The organism is Micromonospora sp. L32, assembly GCF_052068055.1.
GTDB lineage: Bacteria > Actinomycetota > Actinomycetes > Mycobacteriales > Micromonosporaceae > Micromonospora > Micromonospora purpureochromogenes.
This window is the reverse complement of the sequence record NZ_JBQHDD010000020.1, coordinates 31,639-47,482: the sequence shown is the minus strand read 5'-3', so window position 1 is coordinate 47,482 and position 15,844 is coordinate 31,639. Positions and strand designations below refer to the sequence as shown.

17 protein-coding genes and 2 pseudogenes are annotated in these 15,844 nt (G+C 74.1%); 8 read left to right on the top strand and 11 right to left on the bottom strand.

From position 1 onward, the window contains the following. Window positions 1-224: pseudogene (locus tag ACTMTB_RS30760) on the bottom strand (C39 family peptidase); the annotation flags it as partial. 807 nt (window positions 225-1,031) lie between these two features. Between ACTMTB_RS30760 and ACTMTB_RS30755 the strand changes: the two are divergent. After that, a complete protein-coding gene (locus ACTMTB_RS30755) occupies window positions 1,032-1,649 on the top strand; it encodes a mycothiol-dependent nitroreductase Rv2466c family protein (RefSeq protein WP_441149631.1) in 618 nt (205 codons plus the stop codon). Window positions 1,650-1,653: 4 nt separating this feature from the next. Here ACTMTB_RS30755 and ACTMTB_RS30750 read toward each other — a convergent pair whose 3' ends face one another. The 7 genes from ACTMTB_RS30750 to ACTMTB_RS30720 form a co-directional block, all read right to left on the bottom strand. Beyond that, window positions 1,654-2,400 carry a TIGR02452 family protein gene (locus ACTMTB_RS30750; RefSeq protein WP_441149630.1) on the bottom strand — a complete coding sequence of 249 codons (747 nt, stop codon included), beginning with the start codon at window positions 2,398-2,400 and terminating at the stop codon, window positions 1,654-1,656. Window positions 2,401-2,449: 49 nt separating this feature from the next. Further along, window positions 2,450-3,217: an SGNH/GDSL hydrolase family protein gene (locus tag ACTMTB_RS30745; protein ID WP_357617454.1), complete on the bottom strand. Its 768-nt coding sequence runs from the start codon at window positions 3,215-3,217 to the stop codon at window positions 2,450-2,452. 197 nt (window positions 3,218-3,414) lie between these two features. Beyond that, window positions 3,415-4,509 (bottom strand): magnesium and cobalt transport protein CorA, encoded by a 1,095-nt coding sequence (locus ACTMTB_RS30740; RefSeq protein ID WP_441149629.1) that lies wholly within the window; start codon window positions 4,507-4,509, stop codon window positions 3,415-3,417. A 70-nt stretch (window positions 4,510-4,579) separates the two neighbouring features. Continuing rightward, entirely contained in the window at window positions 4,580-5,212 is a 633-nt protein-coding gene (locus ACTMTB_RS30735) for a class F sortase (protein WP_441149628.1), read from the bottom strand. A gap of 95 nt (window positions 5,213-5,307) precedes the next feature. Next, window positions 5,308-5,799, bottom strand: a complete 492-nt coding sequence (locus tag ACTMTB_RS30730; protein WP_441149627.1) for a hypothetical protein — start codon at window positions 5,797-5,799, stop codon at window positions 5,308-5,310. A gap of 766 nt (window positions 5,800-6,565) precedes the next feature. Beyond that, window positions 6,566-7,084: a pyridoxamine 5'-phosphate oxidase family protein gene (locus tag ACTMTB_RS30725; RefSeq protein ID WP_441149626.1), complete on the bottom strand. Its 519-nt coding sequence runs from the start codon at window positions 7,082-7,084 to the stop codon at window positions 6,566-6,568. 68 nt (window positions 7,085-7,152) lie between these two features. Next, entirely contained in the window at window positions 7,153-7,977 is an 825-nt protein-coding gene (locus ACTMTB_RS30720; RefSeq protein WP_441149625.1) for a class I SAM-dependent methyltransferase, read from the bottom strand. 79 nt (window positions 7,978-8,056) lie between these two features. Between ACTMTB_RS30720 and ACTMTB_RS30715 the strand changes: the two genes are divergently transcribed. Then, window positions 8,057-9,313: an MFS transporter gene (locus ACTMTB_RS30715; protein WP_441149624.1), complete on the top strand. Its 1,257-nt coding sequence runs from the start codon at window positions 8,057-8,059 to the stop codon at window positions 9,311-9,313. 4 nt (window positions 9,314-9,317) lie between these two features. On the opposite strand, the gene ACTMTB_RS30710 is transcribed toward ACTMTB_RS30715, so the two are convergent. After that, a complete protein-coding gene (locus tag ACTMTB_RS30710) occupies window positions 9,318-10,388 on the bottom strand; it encodes a Gfo/Idh/MocA family protein (RefSeq protein WP_441149623.1) in 1,071 nt (356 codons plus the stop codon). Window positions 10,389-10,479: 91 nt separating this feature from the next. After that, window positions 10,480-11,589: a serpin family protein gene (locus ACTMTB_RS30705; protein ID WP_441149622.1), complete on the bottom strand. Its 1,110-nt coding sequence runs from the start codon at window positions 11,587-11,589 to the stop codon at window positions 10,480-10,482. On the opposite strand from ACTMTB_RS30705, the gene ACTMTB_RS30700 reads away from it, so the two are divergent. The 4 genes and pseudogenes from ACTMTB_RS30700 to ACTMTB_RS30685 all read left to right on the top strand — a co-directional run bounded on the left by ACTMTB_RS30700 (window position 11,588) and on the right by ACTMTB_RS30685 (window position 14,630). Beyond that, window positions 11,588-12,007 carry a recombinase family protein gene (locus ACTMTB_RS30700; RefSeq protein ID WP_441149621.1) on the top strand — a complete coding sequence of 140 codons (420 nt, stop codon included), beginning with the start codon at window positions 11,588-11,590 and terminating at the stop codon, window positions 12,005-12,007. The two genes, ACTMTB_RS30705 and ACTMTB_RS30700, sit on opposite strands and share 2 nt — an antisense overlap. Then, a pseudogene (locus ACTMTB_RS30695) lies at window positions 12,004-12,075 on the top strand (hypothetical protein); the annotation flags it as partial. The gene ACTMTB_RS30700 and the pseudogene ACTMTB_RS30695, both read left to right, overlap by 4 nt. Window positions 12,076-12,260: 185 nt before the next feature. After that, complete coding sequence (gene tnpB, locus ACTMTB_RS30690) at window positions 12,261-13,382, top strand: IS607 family element RNA-guided endonuclease TnpB (protein WP_441149620.1); 1,122 nt, start codon at window positions 12,261-12,263, stop codon at window positions 13,380-13,382. A 27-nt stretch (window positions 13,383-13,409) separates the two neighbouring features. Next, on the top strand, window positions 13,410-14,630 hold the full coding sequence (locus ACTMTB_RS30685) for a lycopene cyclase family protein (protein ID WP_441149619.1): 1,221 nt from the start codon (window positions 13,410-13,412) through the stop codon (window positions 14,628-14,630). Here ACTMTB_RS30685 and ACTMTB_RS30680 read toward each other — a convergent pair. Further along, window positions 14,615-14,755, bottom strand: a complete 141-nt coding sequence (locus tag ACTMTB_RS30680) for a hypothetical protein (protein ID WP_441149618.1) — start codon at window positions 14,753-14,755, stop codon at window positions 14,615-14,617. The genes ACTMTB_RS30685 and ACTMTB_RS30680 overlap by 16 nt on opposite strands. Between ACTMTB_RS30680 and ACTMTB_RS30675 the strand changes: the two genes are divergently transcribed. Next, window positions 14,754-15,266: a hypothetical protein gene (locus tag ACTMTB_RS30675; protein ID WP_441149617.1), complete on the top strand. Its 513-nt coding sequence runs from the start codon at window positions 14,754-14,756 to the stop codon at window positions 15,264-15,266. The two genes, ACTMTB_RS30680 and ACTMTB_RS30675, sit on opposite strands and share 2 nt — an antisense overlap. A gap of 62 nt (window positions 15,267-15,328) precedes the next feature. Then, the gene (gene rnhA, locus ACTMTB_RS30670; protein WP_441149616.1) at window positions 15,329-15,829 is read left to right on the top strand and encodes a ribonuclease HI; all 501 of its coding nucleotides are present in this window, start codon (window positions 15,329-15,331) and stop codon (window positions 15,827-15,829) included. Window positions 15,830-15,844 lie beyond the last annotated feature (15 nt).

Below are 15,844 nucleotides of genomic sequence, written 5' to 3'. Positions count from 1 at the left end.
TGTACGGAGAGGGCGTTGCGGGTGGCGGCGGGGCCGCAGTAGTAGAAGTTCGGCTGGGCCTCGTAGCGCACGTTGAGTTCCCGCTCGCCGTGCGACTTACGGTCGGCCTGCATCGACGCGGTGGGGGCGGCGTGCGCGGCGAGGGCCGGGCCGGCGATCCCACCGGCGGTAGCGGCGACACCGGCGACGGTCAGGGCGGTCTTGCGGATCAGATCGGTACGCATGAGGGTGCACCTTTCGATCGGGGGATACGCGCACACCGTCGGGGGACGGCACAGGGCGAAAGGAAGTCAAGGAAGGGGATCTGCCCGGCGGCCGCACAAGGGGCTCTGCTCGGGAGTCCGGGGGGATATAACCAACCCGAGTGGCTTCGCATTCCACAAGCCCGGGGCCTGCTCTGGATGGTGCCGGGGGATGTAACCAAACGGGGTGGGCCGGCATTCCGCCGGGCCTGACTCTCCGGTTCACCGTCCGGGCCGGGGGCCACGGCGGTCTGCCATGTACAACGACCCCGCCCCGCCGGCCATTCCACCCCCGGACTGGCCCCGCCCACCCGACACCGCAGGTCAGAGCGGACATCCGGGTGGCAGCCACCGGGCCTCAATCCGGACATCCGGCACTGAACCGACGGACCGGGTGACCACCTCAGCCCAGGCGCCTACCGTCGGCCGACCGACACCCCGCGCTCACAGCTCACGGTCGGTTGTCAGCTCCCGGTCAGTTGGTGAGGTGGCGCCGATTAGTCAGCTCGCGGGCCGGTGGGTCAGATCTCCGCCGGGGAGACATGTTCGTGAGCGATATGCCTGTGAGTCATAAATATGCCTCACAGGCATATCGCTCACCGGCCCATCGACCGGCCATGCACTACTGGCAGTAGCCGATCGGCCGTGTTGCCGTTGCCGGTCGGCGAGCCCTTGGCGTGCCGGTCGCCGATTGGCCCAGCCGGTCACCCGGAAATCGGCCCTCACGCTGGTCCACCCCACCGACCAGGATCGAGGCACAACGACATTCCTGGAAGGACCGGAACGACGATGACGACGGCCGACATGTGGTTCGACCCGCGCTGCCCCTGGGCCTGGAACGCCTCCCGCTGGCTGCTGGAGGTGGAACAGGTCCGCCCGGTCGAGGTGCGTTTTCACGTGATGAGCCTCAGCGTGCTCAACGAGGGTCGCGAGGGGTTGGAGGAGTGGTACCGGGAGTGGTTGAAGCCCGGCATGGGCCCGGTGCGGGTCGCGGTGGCGGCGGAGCTGAAGGCCGGCCCGGAGGTGCTGCGAGACCTCTACACCGCCCTGGGCAACCGGATCCACCACGACCGGGCGCCGATCGGGCCCGACCTCTACCGGGCGGCGCTGGCCGAGGTGGAGCTGCCCGTGGAGTTGGCCGACGCGGCCGACTCCACCGCGTACGACGAGGCGCTGCTGGCCAGCCACCACGCCGGCCTGGAACCGGTCGGCGAGGACCTCGGCACCCCGACCATCCACGTTACCGACGACGCCGGCCGGCGCAACGCGTTCTTCGGGCCGGTGGTCGCGCCGATCCCCCGTGGCGAGGACGCCGGCCGGCTCTGGGACGGGGTGGTGCTGGTCGCCGGCACCGACGGGTTCTTCGAGCTGAAGCGGGCCCGGACCCGGCCGCCGCTCGACCGCTGACCGTTCAGCCGAACGCCGCGGCGAACGGGCCCCGGTTCGTCGGATCCGGCACCGCGAACACCACCAGGTCGAACCGGCCCGCGTACGGGCGGCCGGGCCCGAGCAGGTCGGCGAAGGCGGCGGCGACCTGGCGCGGGTCGTTGCGGAACACCCCGCAGCCCCAGGCGCCGAGCACCAGCCGCCGGTGTCCGTGTGCCAGCGCCACCCCGAGCACCCGCCCGGCGCGGCGTCGCAGCACTCCGGGCAGGTTGACCGGCTCGCGCAGCGCACCGGCGTTCGGCGCCGCCGCGGTCAGGAAGGCCACCGGGTACGGCGCGATCAGCCGCCCCGAGTCGTCCCGGAACACCGCGACGTCGGGGGAGTGGATGACCCGGTCGGAGTAGACCGGGTCCGGCCGGGCCCGGTGGTACGCGTAGAACTCTGGCGCCGTCCGCAGGCTGGCGGCCAGAGCGGAGGATCGGGCCAGGCTCTCCTCCTGGGCGTGCGCGCCGGTGGCGTACCCGCCGCCGGGTTTCTTCGCGGAGGCGAAGTTGAGGCAGGCGACCCGGCCGTCGGCGGTGCCGGCGAGCCGGCGGGTGGCGGCGAGGCTCGTCTCGTCGGTCACCTCCACCGTGGACGGTCCCGCCGGGCCGGGCTCGGGCAGCGGCTCGTCGGGCAGGTGCAGGGTGGCGGCCGGTACCGGCCCGTACCGGCCCGCGGCGACGAGCCGGTCGGTCTCGGCGGCCAGCGCCGCCCGTTCGGTACGGTCCACCGGCCCATCATGCCGGCCCGGGCCGACCCCGGCCGACCCGACCGTCGGCTCAGGTCAGCTCGACCGGCAGTGGCACCGGGCGCTTCGCCACCCGGTCGTCGCCGGAGGAGCGGCCGCGCAGGTGCCGGGCCAGCCACGGCAGCAGGTGCCGCCGGGTCCAGGCCAACTCGGTGCGGAGCACCTCGTGCCCGCGTCGCCGGGGTGCGACCGCCAGGGGTCGGGTCCACGAGTCGTCGTACCCGGGCAGGCCGGCGGTGTGCGCGAGCGCCGCGGCGATCCGCTCGTGGCCGGCGCTGTTGGCGTGCAGCCGGTCCTCGCTCCACAGCCGGGGGTCGGAGGCGACCGGGTGCGCGGCGAAGTCCAGCAGGGTGGCCCCGGTCTCGGCGGTGACCCGCCGCAGCGCCGCGTTGAGCATGACCACCCGGCCGCGCAGCGGGCGGGCCAGCGGCATCACCGGCACCGGATCGGGCAGCGTGAAGGTCAGCACGGTGGCGCCCTGGCCGACCAGCGCCCGCTGCATCGTCGCCACGTCCGCGGCGATCCGCCGCGCGTCGAACGAGGGACGCAGCACGTCGTTCATGCCGGCCACCACCGTGCACAGGTCCGGCGCCAAATCGAGGGCCACCGGCAGTTGCTCGGCGAGGATGCGGGCGGTGGTCCGCCCCCGGATCGCCAGGTTGGCGTACTCCAGACCGCCCTGCTCCCGGGCCACCGCCTCGGCGAACCGGTCCGCCCAGCCCCGGTAGCCGCCGGCGTCGTCCGGGTCGTCGAGCCCTTCGGTCGTGCTGTCGCCGATGGCGACGTACCGCTGCCACATCACGGTGGACAGCCTATGGGCGGCGGTGCCGCCGCCGTCCGCCGGGCGCGGCCGGTACGGGGGCGTGTGCCTGGTTGTTCTCGCTGGACCGGGAGCTGGCCGCGCTCGCCGAGCCGTGAGCCAGCCCCGATCCGGCCCAGATCCGGCCCTGATCCCGCTCGTCCCGTCCGCGCCGGGTCGGGCGGAGGGCGGAGGGCTCAGAGCCAGCCGGAGCGGCGGAAGAGCCGGTGCAGGACCACCGCGGTGGTCGCCATCAGCAGCAGGGCGCCGGCGTAGCCGTACCGCCAGGTCAACTCGGGCATGTGCGTGAAGTTCATGCCGTACACGCCGGCCACGGCGGTCTGGGTGGCGGCGATCGCGGCCCACGCGGCGATCTTGCGCATGTCGTTGTTCTGGTCGACGGCGAGCTGCGCGAGCCGGGACTGGAGCACCGAGTTGAGCAGCTCGTCGTACGCGGCGACCCGCTCCACCGCGCGGCTCAGCCGGCCCTCGACGTCGACGAACCAGCGGCGCAGCCCCGGCGGCGGCCCACCGTCCCGGTCGGCGACCAGCGCGCGCACCGGCTCCTGCAACGGCAGCACCGCCCGCTTGAACTCCACCACCTCCCGCTTGAGCTGGTAGATGTGCTGGATGTCCGCGCCCCGGTCGCGGGCGAACACGCTCTCCTCGACGCGTTCCAGGTCCTTCTCCAGGTGGGCCGCGACCTCCAGGTACAGGTCGACCATCCGGGCGGCCACCGCGTACCCCACCGCCCACGGCCCCTCGGCCAGCATCGCCGGGCGGCTCTCGATGTCGTGCCGGACCGGGGTCAGGGCGCCGGAGGCGCCGTGCCGGACGGTGATGACGAACCGGTCGCCCAGGAAGACCATCACGTCCCCGGTGTCGATCACCTCGGAGGTCGCGGTCAGCTCGGCGTGCTCGACGTAGCTGGCGGTGCGCAGCACCAGCAGGGTCACCCCGTCGTGCCGCTGCACGGTGGGCCGGTGCCCGTCGGCGAGCGCCTGCTCCACGACGAGTTCGTCGAGGCCGAAGGTGCGCCCGACCGCCGCCATCACCGCCGCGCCCGGGTCGTGCAGCCCCAGCCAGACGAAGGCGTTGCGGCCGCGCCGGGAGCGGGCGTACGCGTCGGCGTAGTGCGGGCGGCCGGACTCCCGGCGGCCGTTGACGTACACCGCGCAGTCGACCACGGCGTCCGGATTGGACCGCCGCGGGGCCGGCGCGGACGCCTCGGCCTCGCGGCCGAGCACCCGGCCGACCAACGACCCCAGTCGCGGAATGAGCCGTGCCGCCACCGTCCACCTCCGCCGCCCTCGATCCGGGGGCCCACCGTAGTACGGCGGTGCTCCCGCCCGTGGTGGTGGGTCAGGCCACGGCGGTGGCCCGCACGACGATGTTGTCGGAGTAGTCGCGGGAGCGCTCGTCGAAGCGTCCGCCGCAGGTCACCAGTCGCAGCCCCGCGCCCGGCCCGCCCGGTCCGTAGACCAGCCCGGTGGGAAAGCTCCGCTTCGGGTACGCCCCGACGCCGTCCACCGCGAACGTCACCGCCCGGCCGTCGGCGCGGGTGACCCGTACGGTGTCGCCGGGCCGCAGCCGCCCCAGGTTGAAGAAGACCGCCGGGCCGTCGCGGGTGTCGACGTGGCCGACGATCACGGCGTTGCCGGCCTCACCGGGGCTGACGCCCGGCCGGTACCAGCCGGCGACGGTGGGGCGGTCCAGCGGCGGCACCTCCAGGGTGCCGTTCGGGTCGCCGGCGACGGACACCAGGTCGGCGTGGACGCCGATGGCCGGGATGTCGATGCGGACCGGTTCCGAGCGGGGCAGCACCGGCCCGGGGGATCCGCTGCGGTCGGCGCCGCGCGCGCCCACGCCGGGCTGCGGCGGCCCCGCCGGCGATGCGGTGAGCCCCACCGTGATCAGGCTGAGTCCGGCGGCGCCGGCCACCGTCACCGCCGCCACCGACGCCCGGGTACGCGTGAACCACCTGCCGAGGGCCATCGCCTCACCTCCCGCGACACGGCGATGCGGTCGGGGTGCCCGTCCCGGTCGCGCCGGTGCGGGCACCCCGTCCTAGGGATGGTGTGAGGTACGGGTCAGGCGACGGGCGCGGCCGCTCGGCGTCGGCGGCGGACCATGACGGTCGCCCCGATCGCGGCGGCTCCGGCGAGCGCGCCGCCCGCGGCCAGCAGGCCGGTTGTGGTGCCGTCGTCGCCGCCGCCACCGGCCGGCGCCGCGCCGATCGGGGTGACGGTGAAGGTGGCGCTGCCGCCGGAACTGCCGTCACCGCACGTGGTGGTCACCGTGTAGGTGCCGAGGGTGAAGCCGGCGGTGAAGAGTTCCGCGCTCAGCCCGCCGCCGGCGGCGGCGGTGGTGGAGCGGACGTTCTGGTCCCGGTTCGGGCCGGTGACACGGAAGATCGCGTCGCCCGCCTTCGGGTTGCAGGTGGTCGCGGTGAGTACGACCGTCCCGCCGACCGGTGTGGTGGCCGGTGACACGATGGTCTGCGCGAGCGCGGCGGCCGGGAGCAGAAGCGTGCCGAGTCCCACGCCGAGCGCCGTCGATACGAGAACTGACTGTGCCTTCATACGCGTCTTCCCTCACTTTTCGTCCGCTGTCTGCGTGGGACGTCGTTCGGGTGGCCAACTCCGTAACTAGCACCGGTGTGGCCAACACTAGGAGGGTTGGGCGTCGCGCCCGACGTAAATGAGAAATCTTCGTTGCCGTCCCGAGTTTTCCCTCGCGCCGGGGAGCTGCGGAAATGCCCGTACAGGATCGCCCACAACGCCCTTTCGGTCGTACCTGCTCGTGCCGGTCGTCCCGTTGCGGCGGGAAGCATCCTTCCGCGCGGCCCGTCCCCTTGTGGGAAGAGCTGCCCGGGTCGACCGGTTTCTCGGCGGGCGGCGGTCGCGGCGCTGGAAGCGGTCCTTGGGTTCACGACGGAGCCAAGGGTGCCTTACCGGACGGCCGGGCACTGTTGCTGAGGTCCAGACCCATGTCGCTCCACTGTGGTCGACGATTCGGTGCGGCCGGATGGACGGCGGACGTGTGCCGCAGCCGGGCCCGACAGCGCTGGGCGGCGGGCACTGCATCCGTTGACGCTCCAATGCGGTCTTCAGGGCGGCGAGGGGGATGTCCGGTCGCAGAGGCCGCCCAGGCTCCGTCCCTTGCGGACAGCGAGGCCGTCGAGCGGTCCGCGCCCCGACCGATACCCAGCAATCAGCTAGCCTCCTAGGATGCCCTACGGGTTGTGAGGGATCGCGCGACGGGCAGCCGGACCGGTCCGACCAGGGAAGTGCTGCGGGGGAGCAGGGTGGCGTGGCCGGTCGAGCTGCCCGGCCGGCGTCGCGGGAACTACTGCGGTGCGCGTCGCCAGAACTGGCGTGGGGCGTACCCGTCGCGGCGCAGCCAGTGTTCGGTGTAGACGATCCGGTCGGCCTCGATGACGACCAGCGGCCCGCTCGGTGGCTCGTCCAGCGACCGTCCCCGCTCCGCGTGATCGGACTGCCAGCGCACCGCCGGCCACCAGTGCGCGAAGTCCGCGTCGCCCTCGTGCAACACCCGGGCCCGGCCGAACAGTTGCGCGCCTCGGCTGCTGGCCTGCCCGACGAGCGGGGCGAACACCCCGACCGACACCCGTGGGTCGGCCGCGATGTTGCGCATCTTCGGCGAGGTGGCCGCGGCGGTGAACATGACCGCGAAGTCGAGGTGGAAGTAGCGGACCGGGGTGGCCAGCGGGCCGTCCGGGCCGGCGGTGGCGAGCACGCACATGTTCTGCGACGACAGCAGGTTGAGGATCCGCTCGCCGAGGCGTTCGGGGTCCAGGCGGGCGGTGGGGGCGGGGCCGGCGAGCCAGGGGTTCGTGACGGGCATGGTGGATCGTCCCATGCCCGTCCCGGGTCCTCAGATCCGGTCGCGGACCCGCCCCGGTGCGGGACGAATCACCGCTTGCGCGCCTGGAGCGTGTACGTCTGCGCCAGCCGCCACGGCCGGTCGGCCAACCGCCACTCGCCGTCGGCGTCCTTGGTCTGCCGGCCGGGCAGCGCGTCCCAGGGCGCGCTGTCGTGCTCCTGGAGCATGGTGAGGTCCAGGCCGGCGTCGAGCAGGGCGGTGACCACCTCGCCGAGGCCGTGGTTCCACTCGTGGGTGGTGTTGTGCCGGAACGTGGCCTCGGTGCTGACGTAGGTGCCCGGCTCCTCCCAGACCAGCGGTTCCGCCCGCTCGAAGTAGGGGTGCTCCACCACCAGCAGCCCGTCCGGGTGGGTCTCGTCCAGCGCCCACAGCATCGGGTGGCCCTCGCGCAGGAAGAGCCGGCCGCCGGGGCGTAGCAGCGCGGCGACCACGCCCGCCCAGCGGCGGATGTCGGGCAGCCAGCACAGCGCGCCGACGCCGGTGTAGACCAGGTCGAAGCCGCCCACGCCGAGCACCTCCGGGGCGTCGTAGACGTCGGCCTCGACGAAGTCGACGGCGGCGCCGGCCCGCTCGGCCAGGGCCCGGGCCTGGGCCAGCGACGCGCCGGAGAAATCCAGCCCGGTCATCCGCGCGCCGAGCCGGTGCAGCGAGACGGTGTCGGTGCCGATGTGGCACTGCAGGTGCACGCCGCGCAGACCGGCCACGTCGCCGAGACGGGACAGGTCGAAGCGGACCACCTCGCTCAGGTACGCCGGGTCGGCGGCGAAGCGCTCCACCGCGTAGTCGGGCGACGCGGCGTGGGCGGGGGCGCGCTCGTCCCAGTTGGCCCGGTTGAGGGTGCGGTAGTCGGTCACCGGCGAACCGTCGCACATCCCACCGCCGCCGCTCAACGGGGATTCGTCGCCGCCCGCAGGGCTGGTAGGTTGCCTCGCCGTGACGGCGCAGCGGTGGGACGGGCGATTCGCGAAGCTGTGGGCGGCGAGCACCCTGTCGGCGCTGGGCAGTGGCATGGCCACCGTGGCGGCGCCGCTGTACGTGGCGGCGCGCACCGACGACCCGCTGGTGGTGTCCGCGGCGTCCGGGGTGGCGTGGCTGCCCTGGCTGCTGTTCGCGTTGCCGGGCGGGGTGTTGGCGGACCGGGTCGACCGGCGGCGGCTGATGGTCGTCATCGACTGGGTACGGGTGGCCGCCCTGGCGGTGCTGACCGGCGCGATGGTGACCGGCCGAGCCGGGGTGGTGCTGCTGTACGTGGTGCTCTTCGTGATCAACACGGGCGAGATCGTGTTCCGTTCGGCCAGCCAGGCGATGCTGCCGGCGGTGGTGCCCCGGGCCCGGTTGGAGCGGGCCAACGGCTGGCTGGGCGGCGGCACCACGCTGATGAACGGGATGCTGGCCGGTCCGCTCGGCGGGTTCCTCTTTCTCGTCGCCGAGAGCATCCCGTTCCTGGTCAACGCCGGCACGTACGCGCTCAGCGCGGTGCTCGTCGCGCTGGTCGCCGGGACGTACCGGGGTGGGGAGGACGTGGGGCGCCCGGCGGCGCGGTCGGTGCGGGCGGAGATCGGGGAGGGGTTCCGCTGGCTGTTGGGGCAGCGGCTGCTGCGCACCATGGCGGTGCTGATCGGGCTGCTCAACCTGACCCTCACCGCGGCGCTGGCGGTGCTGGTGCTGCTCGCCACCGACCGGCTGGGTCTGGACTCGGTCGGCTACGGCCTGCTGTTCACCTGCATGGCGGTGGGTGGGCTGCTCGGCGCGGTGGTCGGCGACCGGCTGGTCGCGGCGATCGGCGCCACCTGGACCATCCGGGTCGGGCTGCTGGTCGAGGCGGGCCTGCACCTGGCCCTGGCGGCGTCGACGAGCGCCTGGCTGATCGGCGGGACGCTGTTCGCCTTCGGGGTGCACGGCGCGCTGTGGAACATGGTCGCGAACTCGCTGCGCCAGCGGCTGACCCCGGCGGCGTTGCAGGGGCGGGTGGGCGGCACGACGTTGTTCATCGCCGCCGGCGGTAACTGCGCGGGTGCCCTGCTCGGCGGCGTGATCGCCACGACGTTCGGACTGACCGCGCCGTACTGGGTGGGGTTCGTGGTGGCGGTGGCGGTGTCCGCGGCCACCTGGCGGGTGTTCGACCGGGCCACGGTCTCCGCCGCGTACGCCGACCCGGACGACCGGCAGCCGGTCGTCCGGGTCGGTTGAGCGGTCAGCGGGCCGGGACGGCCAGCACCTCGCCCCGCTCCGCGGAGCGGTGCGCCAGCTCGATCAGTTCCACCGTGGCGACGGCGTCGCGCGGGTCGACCGGCATCGGGGTGCCGTCCCGCAGCGCCACCGCCACCTGCGCGTAGAAGTCCTGGTAGCGGCCCGGGTCGGTGGGCACCGGGCGCAGGTCGGCGTCGACGCCGAGCCGGCCGTACCGCTCGGCGGGGACCTCACCCCAGCCCGGCGCGTCCGGGCGGCCCCCGGCGCGCAGCGCCTCCTCCTGCACGTCCAGGCCGTAGCTGGTCCAGCCGGCGCGGTCGCCGAGGACGCGCATTCGCGGACCGAGCTGCGCGGTCACGGCGCTCATCCAGAGGTGGGAGTGGACGCCGCCGGCGTGGGTGAGTGCCACGAAGGCGTCGTCGTCGACCTGGGCGTCGGGTCGCCGCCGGTCCACCTCGGCGTACACGCTGCGCACCGGCCCGAACAGCTGCACCGCCTGGTCGACCAGGTGGGCGCCGAGGTCGTAGAGGGCGCCGCCGGCCTCGCCGGGGGCTGCGCTCTCCCGCCAGCCCTCCTTGATCGCCGGCCGCCACCGCTCGAACCGGGACTCGAAGCGGAGGACGCGGCCCAGCTCACCCTCGGCGATCAGCCGGCGAGCGGTCAGGAAGTCGCCGTCCCAGCGGCGGTTCTGGAACACCGTCAGCGGCACGCCACGCCGGTCGGCCTCGTCGATGAGGCCGCGACCCTCCGCCGCCGTGACGGCCAGCGGCTTGTCCACCACGACGGCCAGCCCGGCCGTGACGGCGGCCCGGGCCATCGGCACGTGCGTGCGGTTCGGCGTCGCCACCACGACCAGGTCGAGGCTGTCCGCGGACTCCCACAGCCGGTCGGCGTCGTCGAGGACGCGGGCGTCCGGGTGGTCCTTGCGGGCCTGCTCCTGCCGCTGCGGGTTGCCGGTGACGACGGCGTCCAGCCGCAGCCCGGGGGTCGCGGCGATCAGCGGGGCGTGGAAGACCTGGCCCGCCAGCCCGTATCCGAGCAGTCCGACCCGCAGTGGTGCCGGCGTGTTCGCCATGGTGTCCCCCCGGTTTCCCGTCCGTGCCCTGGTCGTTCCAGGTTGTGCCGGTACGAACCTACGCGCCGGCCCGGACCGGTGTGCCGCCCGGTCAGTGGGGAGTCGGCTCGGTCACCCAGCCGGCGACGAGGACCAGACCGGTGGGGCGGTGCACGGCCAGGAACCCGAACGGGCGGTCGACGTCGAGGGTGACCCGCCGTGCCCGTGCGCGGTGCCGGGGTGGCGCGGACCCGGGTGCCATGGCGATGGCGGTGACCGCGGCGGTGCGGAAGCCGGTGGCGCTGAACTCGGCCGTGACGGTCTGCCGGGCCTGGGAGACGTAGAGCAGCGGGGCGATGCCGGGGAAGTTGTCCGCGTCGCGGCGGGTGGCGGCGGCGAGCCCGTACAGGTCGGCGCGGTCGAGCAGGTCGTGGTCGGCGTCGACGCGGAACGCGACGGTGTGCACGGCCAGTTGCGGCCGGTCGTCGAACGCCTCGACGGTCTCCTCGGTGACGCCGGGCCCGGCGGTGTCGGGGAGCGTCGGGCCGCCGGTGAGGGCGCGGATCGCGGCCGGCAGCACGGCACCGGCCGGGCGCCCGGGTTCGCCGAGGGCCAGCACCACGTCGACGTCCGCCTCACCGGCGACGGTCAGCAGGCTCACCGGTCCGGCCGGGGTGTCGGCCACCCGCAACGCCCGGGGGTCGCCGCCGTACCGGTGCAGACCGATCAGCCGCCGCCCCTGCCAGCGACCCTGCCGGGGCTCGCACCAGCCCTCCTGGAAGGGCGCCGCCCAGCCGGTCAGCACCGACAGGGCGCTGGCCAGCACCAGCGCCGTGTCCGGGGTGACCGTGATCGGCATCTGCTGGATCTGCCCGTCGGTGTGGGTGGACGCCCAGCGGTCCAGCACGGGCTGATCCACGGCCCGGTCGCCGGTCAGCTCACCCCGCGTCGACGCGGGGACCGCGCGCAGCCAGGCCGGGTTCAGTCGCAGGTCGCGTCGGGCCCAGAAGCCCAGCGCCAGCCGGGTGGTGGGGGAGGCGGCCAGGTCGTAGGGGGTGGCGTCGGGGGCGACGGCGGACAGCTCGTCGCGGGCCGGACCCGCCGCGTGCCGGGCGAGCAGGGCCAGCAGCGGGTACGCCCCGGCGCCGGACAGGACGGTCTGCCGGTCGTCGATCAGGGCGGCCCAGCGGGCGGTGAGGGCGTTGGCGGGCGTGCTGCTCATGCCGAGGCACCGTACCGGCCGGGCGGCGCGCCGTGGGGGCTCCGCCCGGCGGGGGCCGGGGGCTGCCAACTGTTGCGGCCGGGTGGTGGCGTATGCCCGGGTGTCGTCGGCTGACCAGCGTGATGACCTGGAGCGGCAGGCCGGGCGGGTGGTGACTGGCGCGACCGAGCGGGGCCTGTCGGTCGACCAGGTGGTCACGGAGGTCGGGTCCGGGATGAACGGACACCGCCGCAAGCTGACCGGTCTGTTGTCGGACCCGGCCGTTAGTGTGCTGGTCGTGGAGCACCGCGATTGGCTGATCCGGTTCGACGTGACCGAGGTCCTCACCTCGTTGTGCGCACGGCGGTACGGGCGACGGTCGGCGGCACGCCGGGCGGCGATGGCGGTGGCGGTGGCCACCGCAAGCGAGCAGCCGTGAGCCTCACGGTTACTCAGGCGTACCGGTTCGCCCTCGACCCCACTCCCGCACAGGAGCGGGAGGTGTTGCGGCACGCCGGGGCGGCCCGGGTGGCGTTCAACTGGGGCCTGGCCCGGGTCAAGGCCGTCATGGACCAGCGCGCGGCCGAACGCTCCTACGGCATCGCAGACGAGAAGCTGACCCAGTCGATCGGTTGGAACCTGCCGGCTCTGCGCCGGGCTTGGAACGCCGCCAAGGGCGAGGTGGCGCCGTGGTGGGCGCAGTGTTCCAAGGAGGCGTACAACACCGGCCTGGACGCACTGGCCCGCGCGTTGACCAACTGGTTGGATTCGCGATCCGGCAACGTCCTGGTCGCCCGGTCGGCTTCCCCCGGTTCCGGTCGAAGCGGCGCACGACGCCGAGCGTTCGCTTCACCACCGGCACCATCCGCGTCGAAGCCGACCGCATGCATGTCACGCTGCCCCGTCTGGGCCGAATCAAGCTGCACGAGTCGGCCCGAAAGCTCGCCCGTCGCCTCGAAGCCGGCACCGCCCGGATCCTATCCGCGACCCTGCGCCCGCAGGCCGGTCGCTGGTTCGTGGCCTTCACCTGCGAAGTCAAGCGCGCCGAACGCGCCCCGGCCCGCCCGGACGCGGTGCTCGGCGTCGACGTCGGCGTGCGCCACCTAGCAGTGTTGTCCACCGGCGAACTGTTCGCCAACCCACGCCACCTGGGTAGCGCCACACGCCGGCTGCGGCGCATGGCCCGCGCGGTGTCCCGCAAGGTCGGCCCGGACCGGCGCACCGGACAGCGGCCGTCGAAGCGGTGGGACCACGCCCGCGCCGATCTGGCCCGCACACACGCCCGCGTGGCGAATCAGCGCCGCGACGCGCTGCACAAGCTCACCACCGGACTGGCCGCCCAGTACGGCACCATCGTGGTGGAAGACCTGCACGTCGCGGGCATGCTCCGCAATCGGCGCCTCGCAAAGGCGGTCTCCGACTGCGGGTTCGGCGAGATCCGCCGACAGCTCGCCTACAAGACCACCTGGAACGGCGGACGGCTCGTGACCGCCGACCGGTGGTACCCATCCAGCAAGACCTGCTCGGGCTGCGGCGCGGTGAAAGCCAAGCTGCCGCTGCACGCCCACAGATTCACCTGCGACCCGTGCGGCCTCGTCCTGGATCGGGACGTCAACGCCGCCCGCAACCTCGCCCAGCTCGTGGTCGCCGGGAGTGGCCCGGAGACCGTAAACGGACGTGGAGCCGACCGTAAGACCCGCCTCGGTGGGCCGGTGGCGACGAAGTGTCAACCCGGCACCGCCCCGGCGGGCAAGACCGGGACCGTCGTCCGGCAACGGACGACTGCGAGGCGTGAGCTTACTCATGCTCACTGACTCGCAACGGTGTGACAGCGTGGTCGGGTGGACAACGTCGACCTAGCGGTCGTCGGCGGTGGCGGCGCCGGTTCCCTGGTCCTCGCCGCGCTGGACCGGCACGACCTGCGTGGGCTGCGGATCGCCGTGGTGGACCCGGTGCGCAAGCGCGGCCAGGACCGCACCTGGGCGTTCTGGGGTACGCCCGGCACCGACCTGGAGCCGATGCTCAGCGCGAGCTGGCGGCAGGTGGAGGTGACCACGCCGGCCGGGCGGCGCCGGCTCGACCTCGCCCCGCTGCGGTACGCGATGCTGCGCTCCGCGCCGGTCTACGAGCGGGCCGCCGAGGCGGAGCGGCGCCTCGGCGCCACCCGGGTCGACGCGGCGGTCGGCGCCCTCGACGACGACGGCGGGTCGGTGACCGTCCGGGACGCCGACGGCGCGGCGCTGCTGCGGGCCCGGTGGGTGCTGGACTCCCGCCCCCGGCCACCCCGGCGGGCGGGGCGGACGAGCTGGTTGCAGCACTTCCGGGGCTGGTGGCTGGAGTCGCCCGGGCCGGTGTTCGACCCGGGCCGGGCGGTGCTGATGGACTTCCGCACTCCGCAGCCGGCGCGGGGTGTCTCCTTCGGCTATGTGCTGCCGGTCAGCGACCGGTACGCCCTGGTCGAGTACACCGAGTTCTCCCCGCGACGGCTGCCCGATGCCGGCTACGACGCCGCGTTGCGCGGCTACGCCGACCTGCTCGGCCTCGACCTTTCCGCGCTGACCGTGCGGGAGGTGGAGGACGGGGTGATCCCGATGACCGACGCCCCGTTCGACAGCCGGCCGTCGCTTAGGGTGGTGCGGCTGGGCACTGCCGGCGGGGCCACTCGGCCGTCGACCGGGTTCACCTTCTCTGCCATGCACCGACAGGCCGAGGACGTGGCCCGGGCGCTGGCCGCCGGCCGGGCCCCCGTGCCCCGGCCGGCGTACCCGCGTCGGCACCGGTGGATGGACGCCGTCGCGCTGCGGGCGTTGGACCGCGGGGCGGTCGGCGGCCCGGAGTTCTTCGACCGGCTCTTCGACCGCAACCCGGCGCCGCGGGTGCTGCGTTTCCTCGACGGCGCCACCAGCCCGGCGGAGGACCTGGCGGTGATGCGGTCCAGTCCGCTGCTGCCGATGACCTCGGCAGTGGTCGGTGACGCCGTCGGCCGGCTGCGCGCCCGGCTGCGGCCCCAGCCGGGACCCGTCGGTACGGCCCCGGACCGGGCGGGTCAGACCGGCTCGTAGGTCGCGATCACCACCCGGGTGACGGTGGTGAGGCTGCCCAGCGGGCGCGCTTCCGCCACCGGTCTTCGGCCGGCCCGGTCACCCGGGCGCGACCGGCCGGGACGGTCGGGAACGGGGACGGACATGCGGCGTGGACACCTGATCGGGCTGGTCGCCGCGACGGTGGCCGTCGCGCTGCTCTGCTGCGGCGGACTCGTGGCCGGCAGCGCGTTCCTGCTGCTGCGCCCGGAGAACGCCCACGCCGTCGCCTACGCCGACCAGCTGACCGTCGGCCAGGGCTACCGGCAACTCGCCGACTCTGACTGGAGCGACGGGACCTGCGGCTGCAACCTGCTCCGGTCGTTCGTCGGCCCTGTCGACGTCGACCCGGTGGCCGTCTTCACCGGCGGGGGACTGGTCCTCGTGCCCGACACGCGTGTGGTCGACCGGTTCTGGGAAGACTTCGCCGCTGGCGAGGGCCGCAGCCCGGAGTCCGGCACCTGTCGGGTCATCGTCACGCGGCTGCGGCACGGGGAGACCCTGGGCCACCACGAGGAGGGGCTCTCCCGGGCCGAGGTCGACGGCTGGTACGCCGGGTCGCTCGATGTGCTCCAACTCTTCGTCGACTGCGAACAGGACCACGGCGGGATGTGGTGACGCAGAGGGCCGGGACCGGCCGCCCGGGTCGCCGCCCGCCCGTACCCGGTAGGTTCTGCGGCATGGTGGAGGCGGCGGACGGCAGGGTCGTGGAGATCTGGACCGACGGGGCGTGCAGCGGCAACCCCGGCCCGGGCGGCTGGGGCGCGCTGCTGCGCTACGGCAGCCACGAGCGGGAGATCTGCGGCGGCGAGGCCACCCCCACCACCAACAACCGGATGGAGCTGACCGCCGCCATCGAGGCGCTGGAGAGCCTGACCCGACCGGTCACCGTGCGGCTGCACACCGACAGCACCTACGTGCGCAACGGCATCACCGGGTGGCTGGCGTCGTGGAAGCGCAACGGCTGGCTGACGGCGGCGAAGCAGCCGGTCAAGAACGCCGACCTGTGGCAGCGGCTGGAGGCGGCCTGCGCCCGGCACGAGGTGACCTGGCTGTGGGTCAAGGGGCACAACGGCCACCCGGAGAACGAGCGGGCGGACGCGCTGGCCAACAAGGGGATGACCGAGGCGCGGGCGGCTGCGCCGCTCAGCGCTCCGGCGGGCGCTCGCGCAGGGCGCTGACCAGGGCGGGTTCGT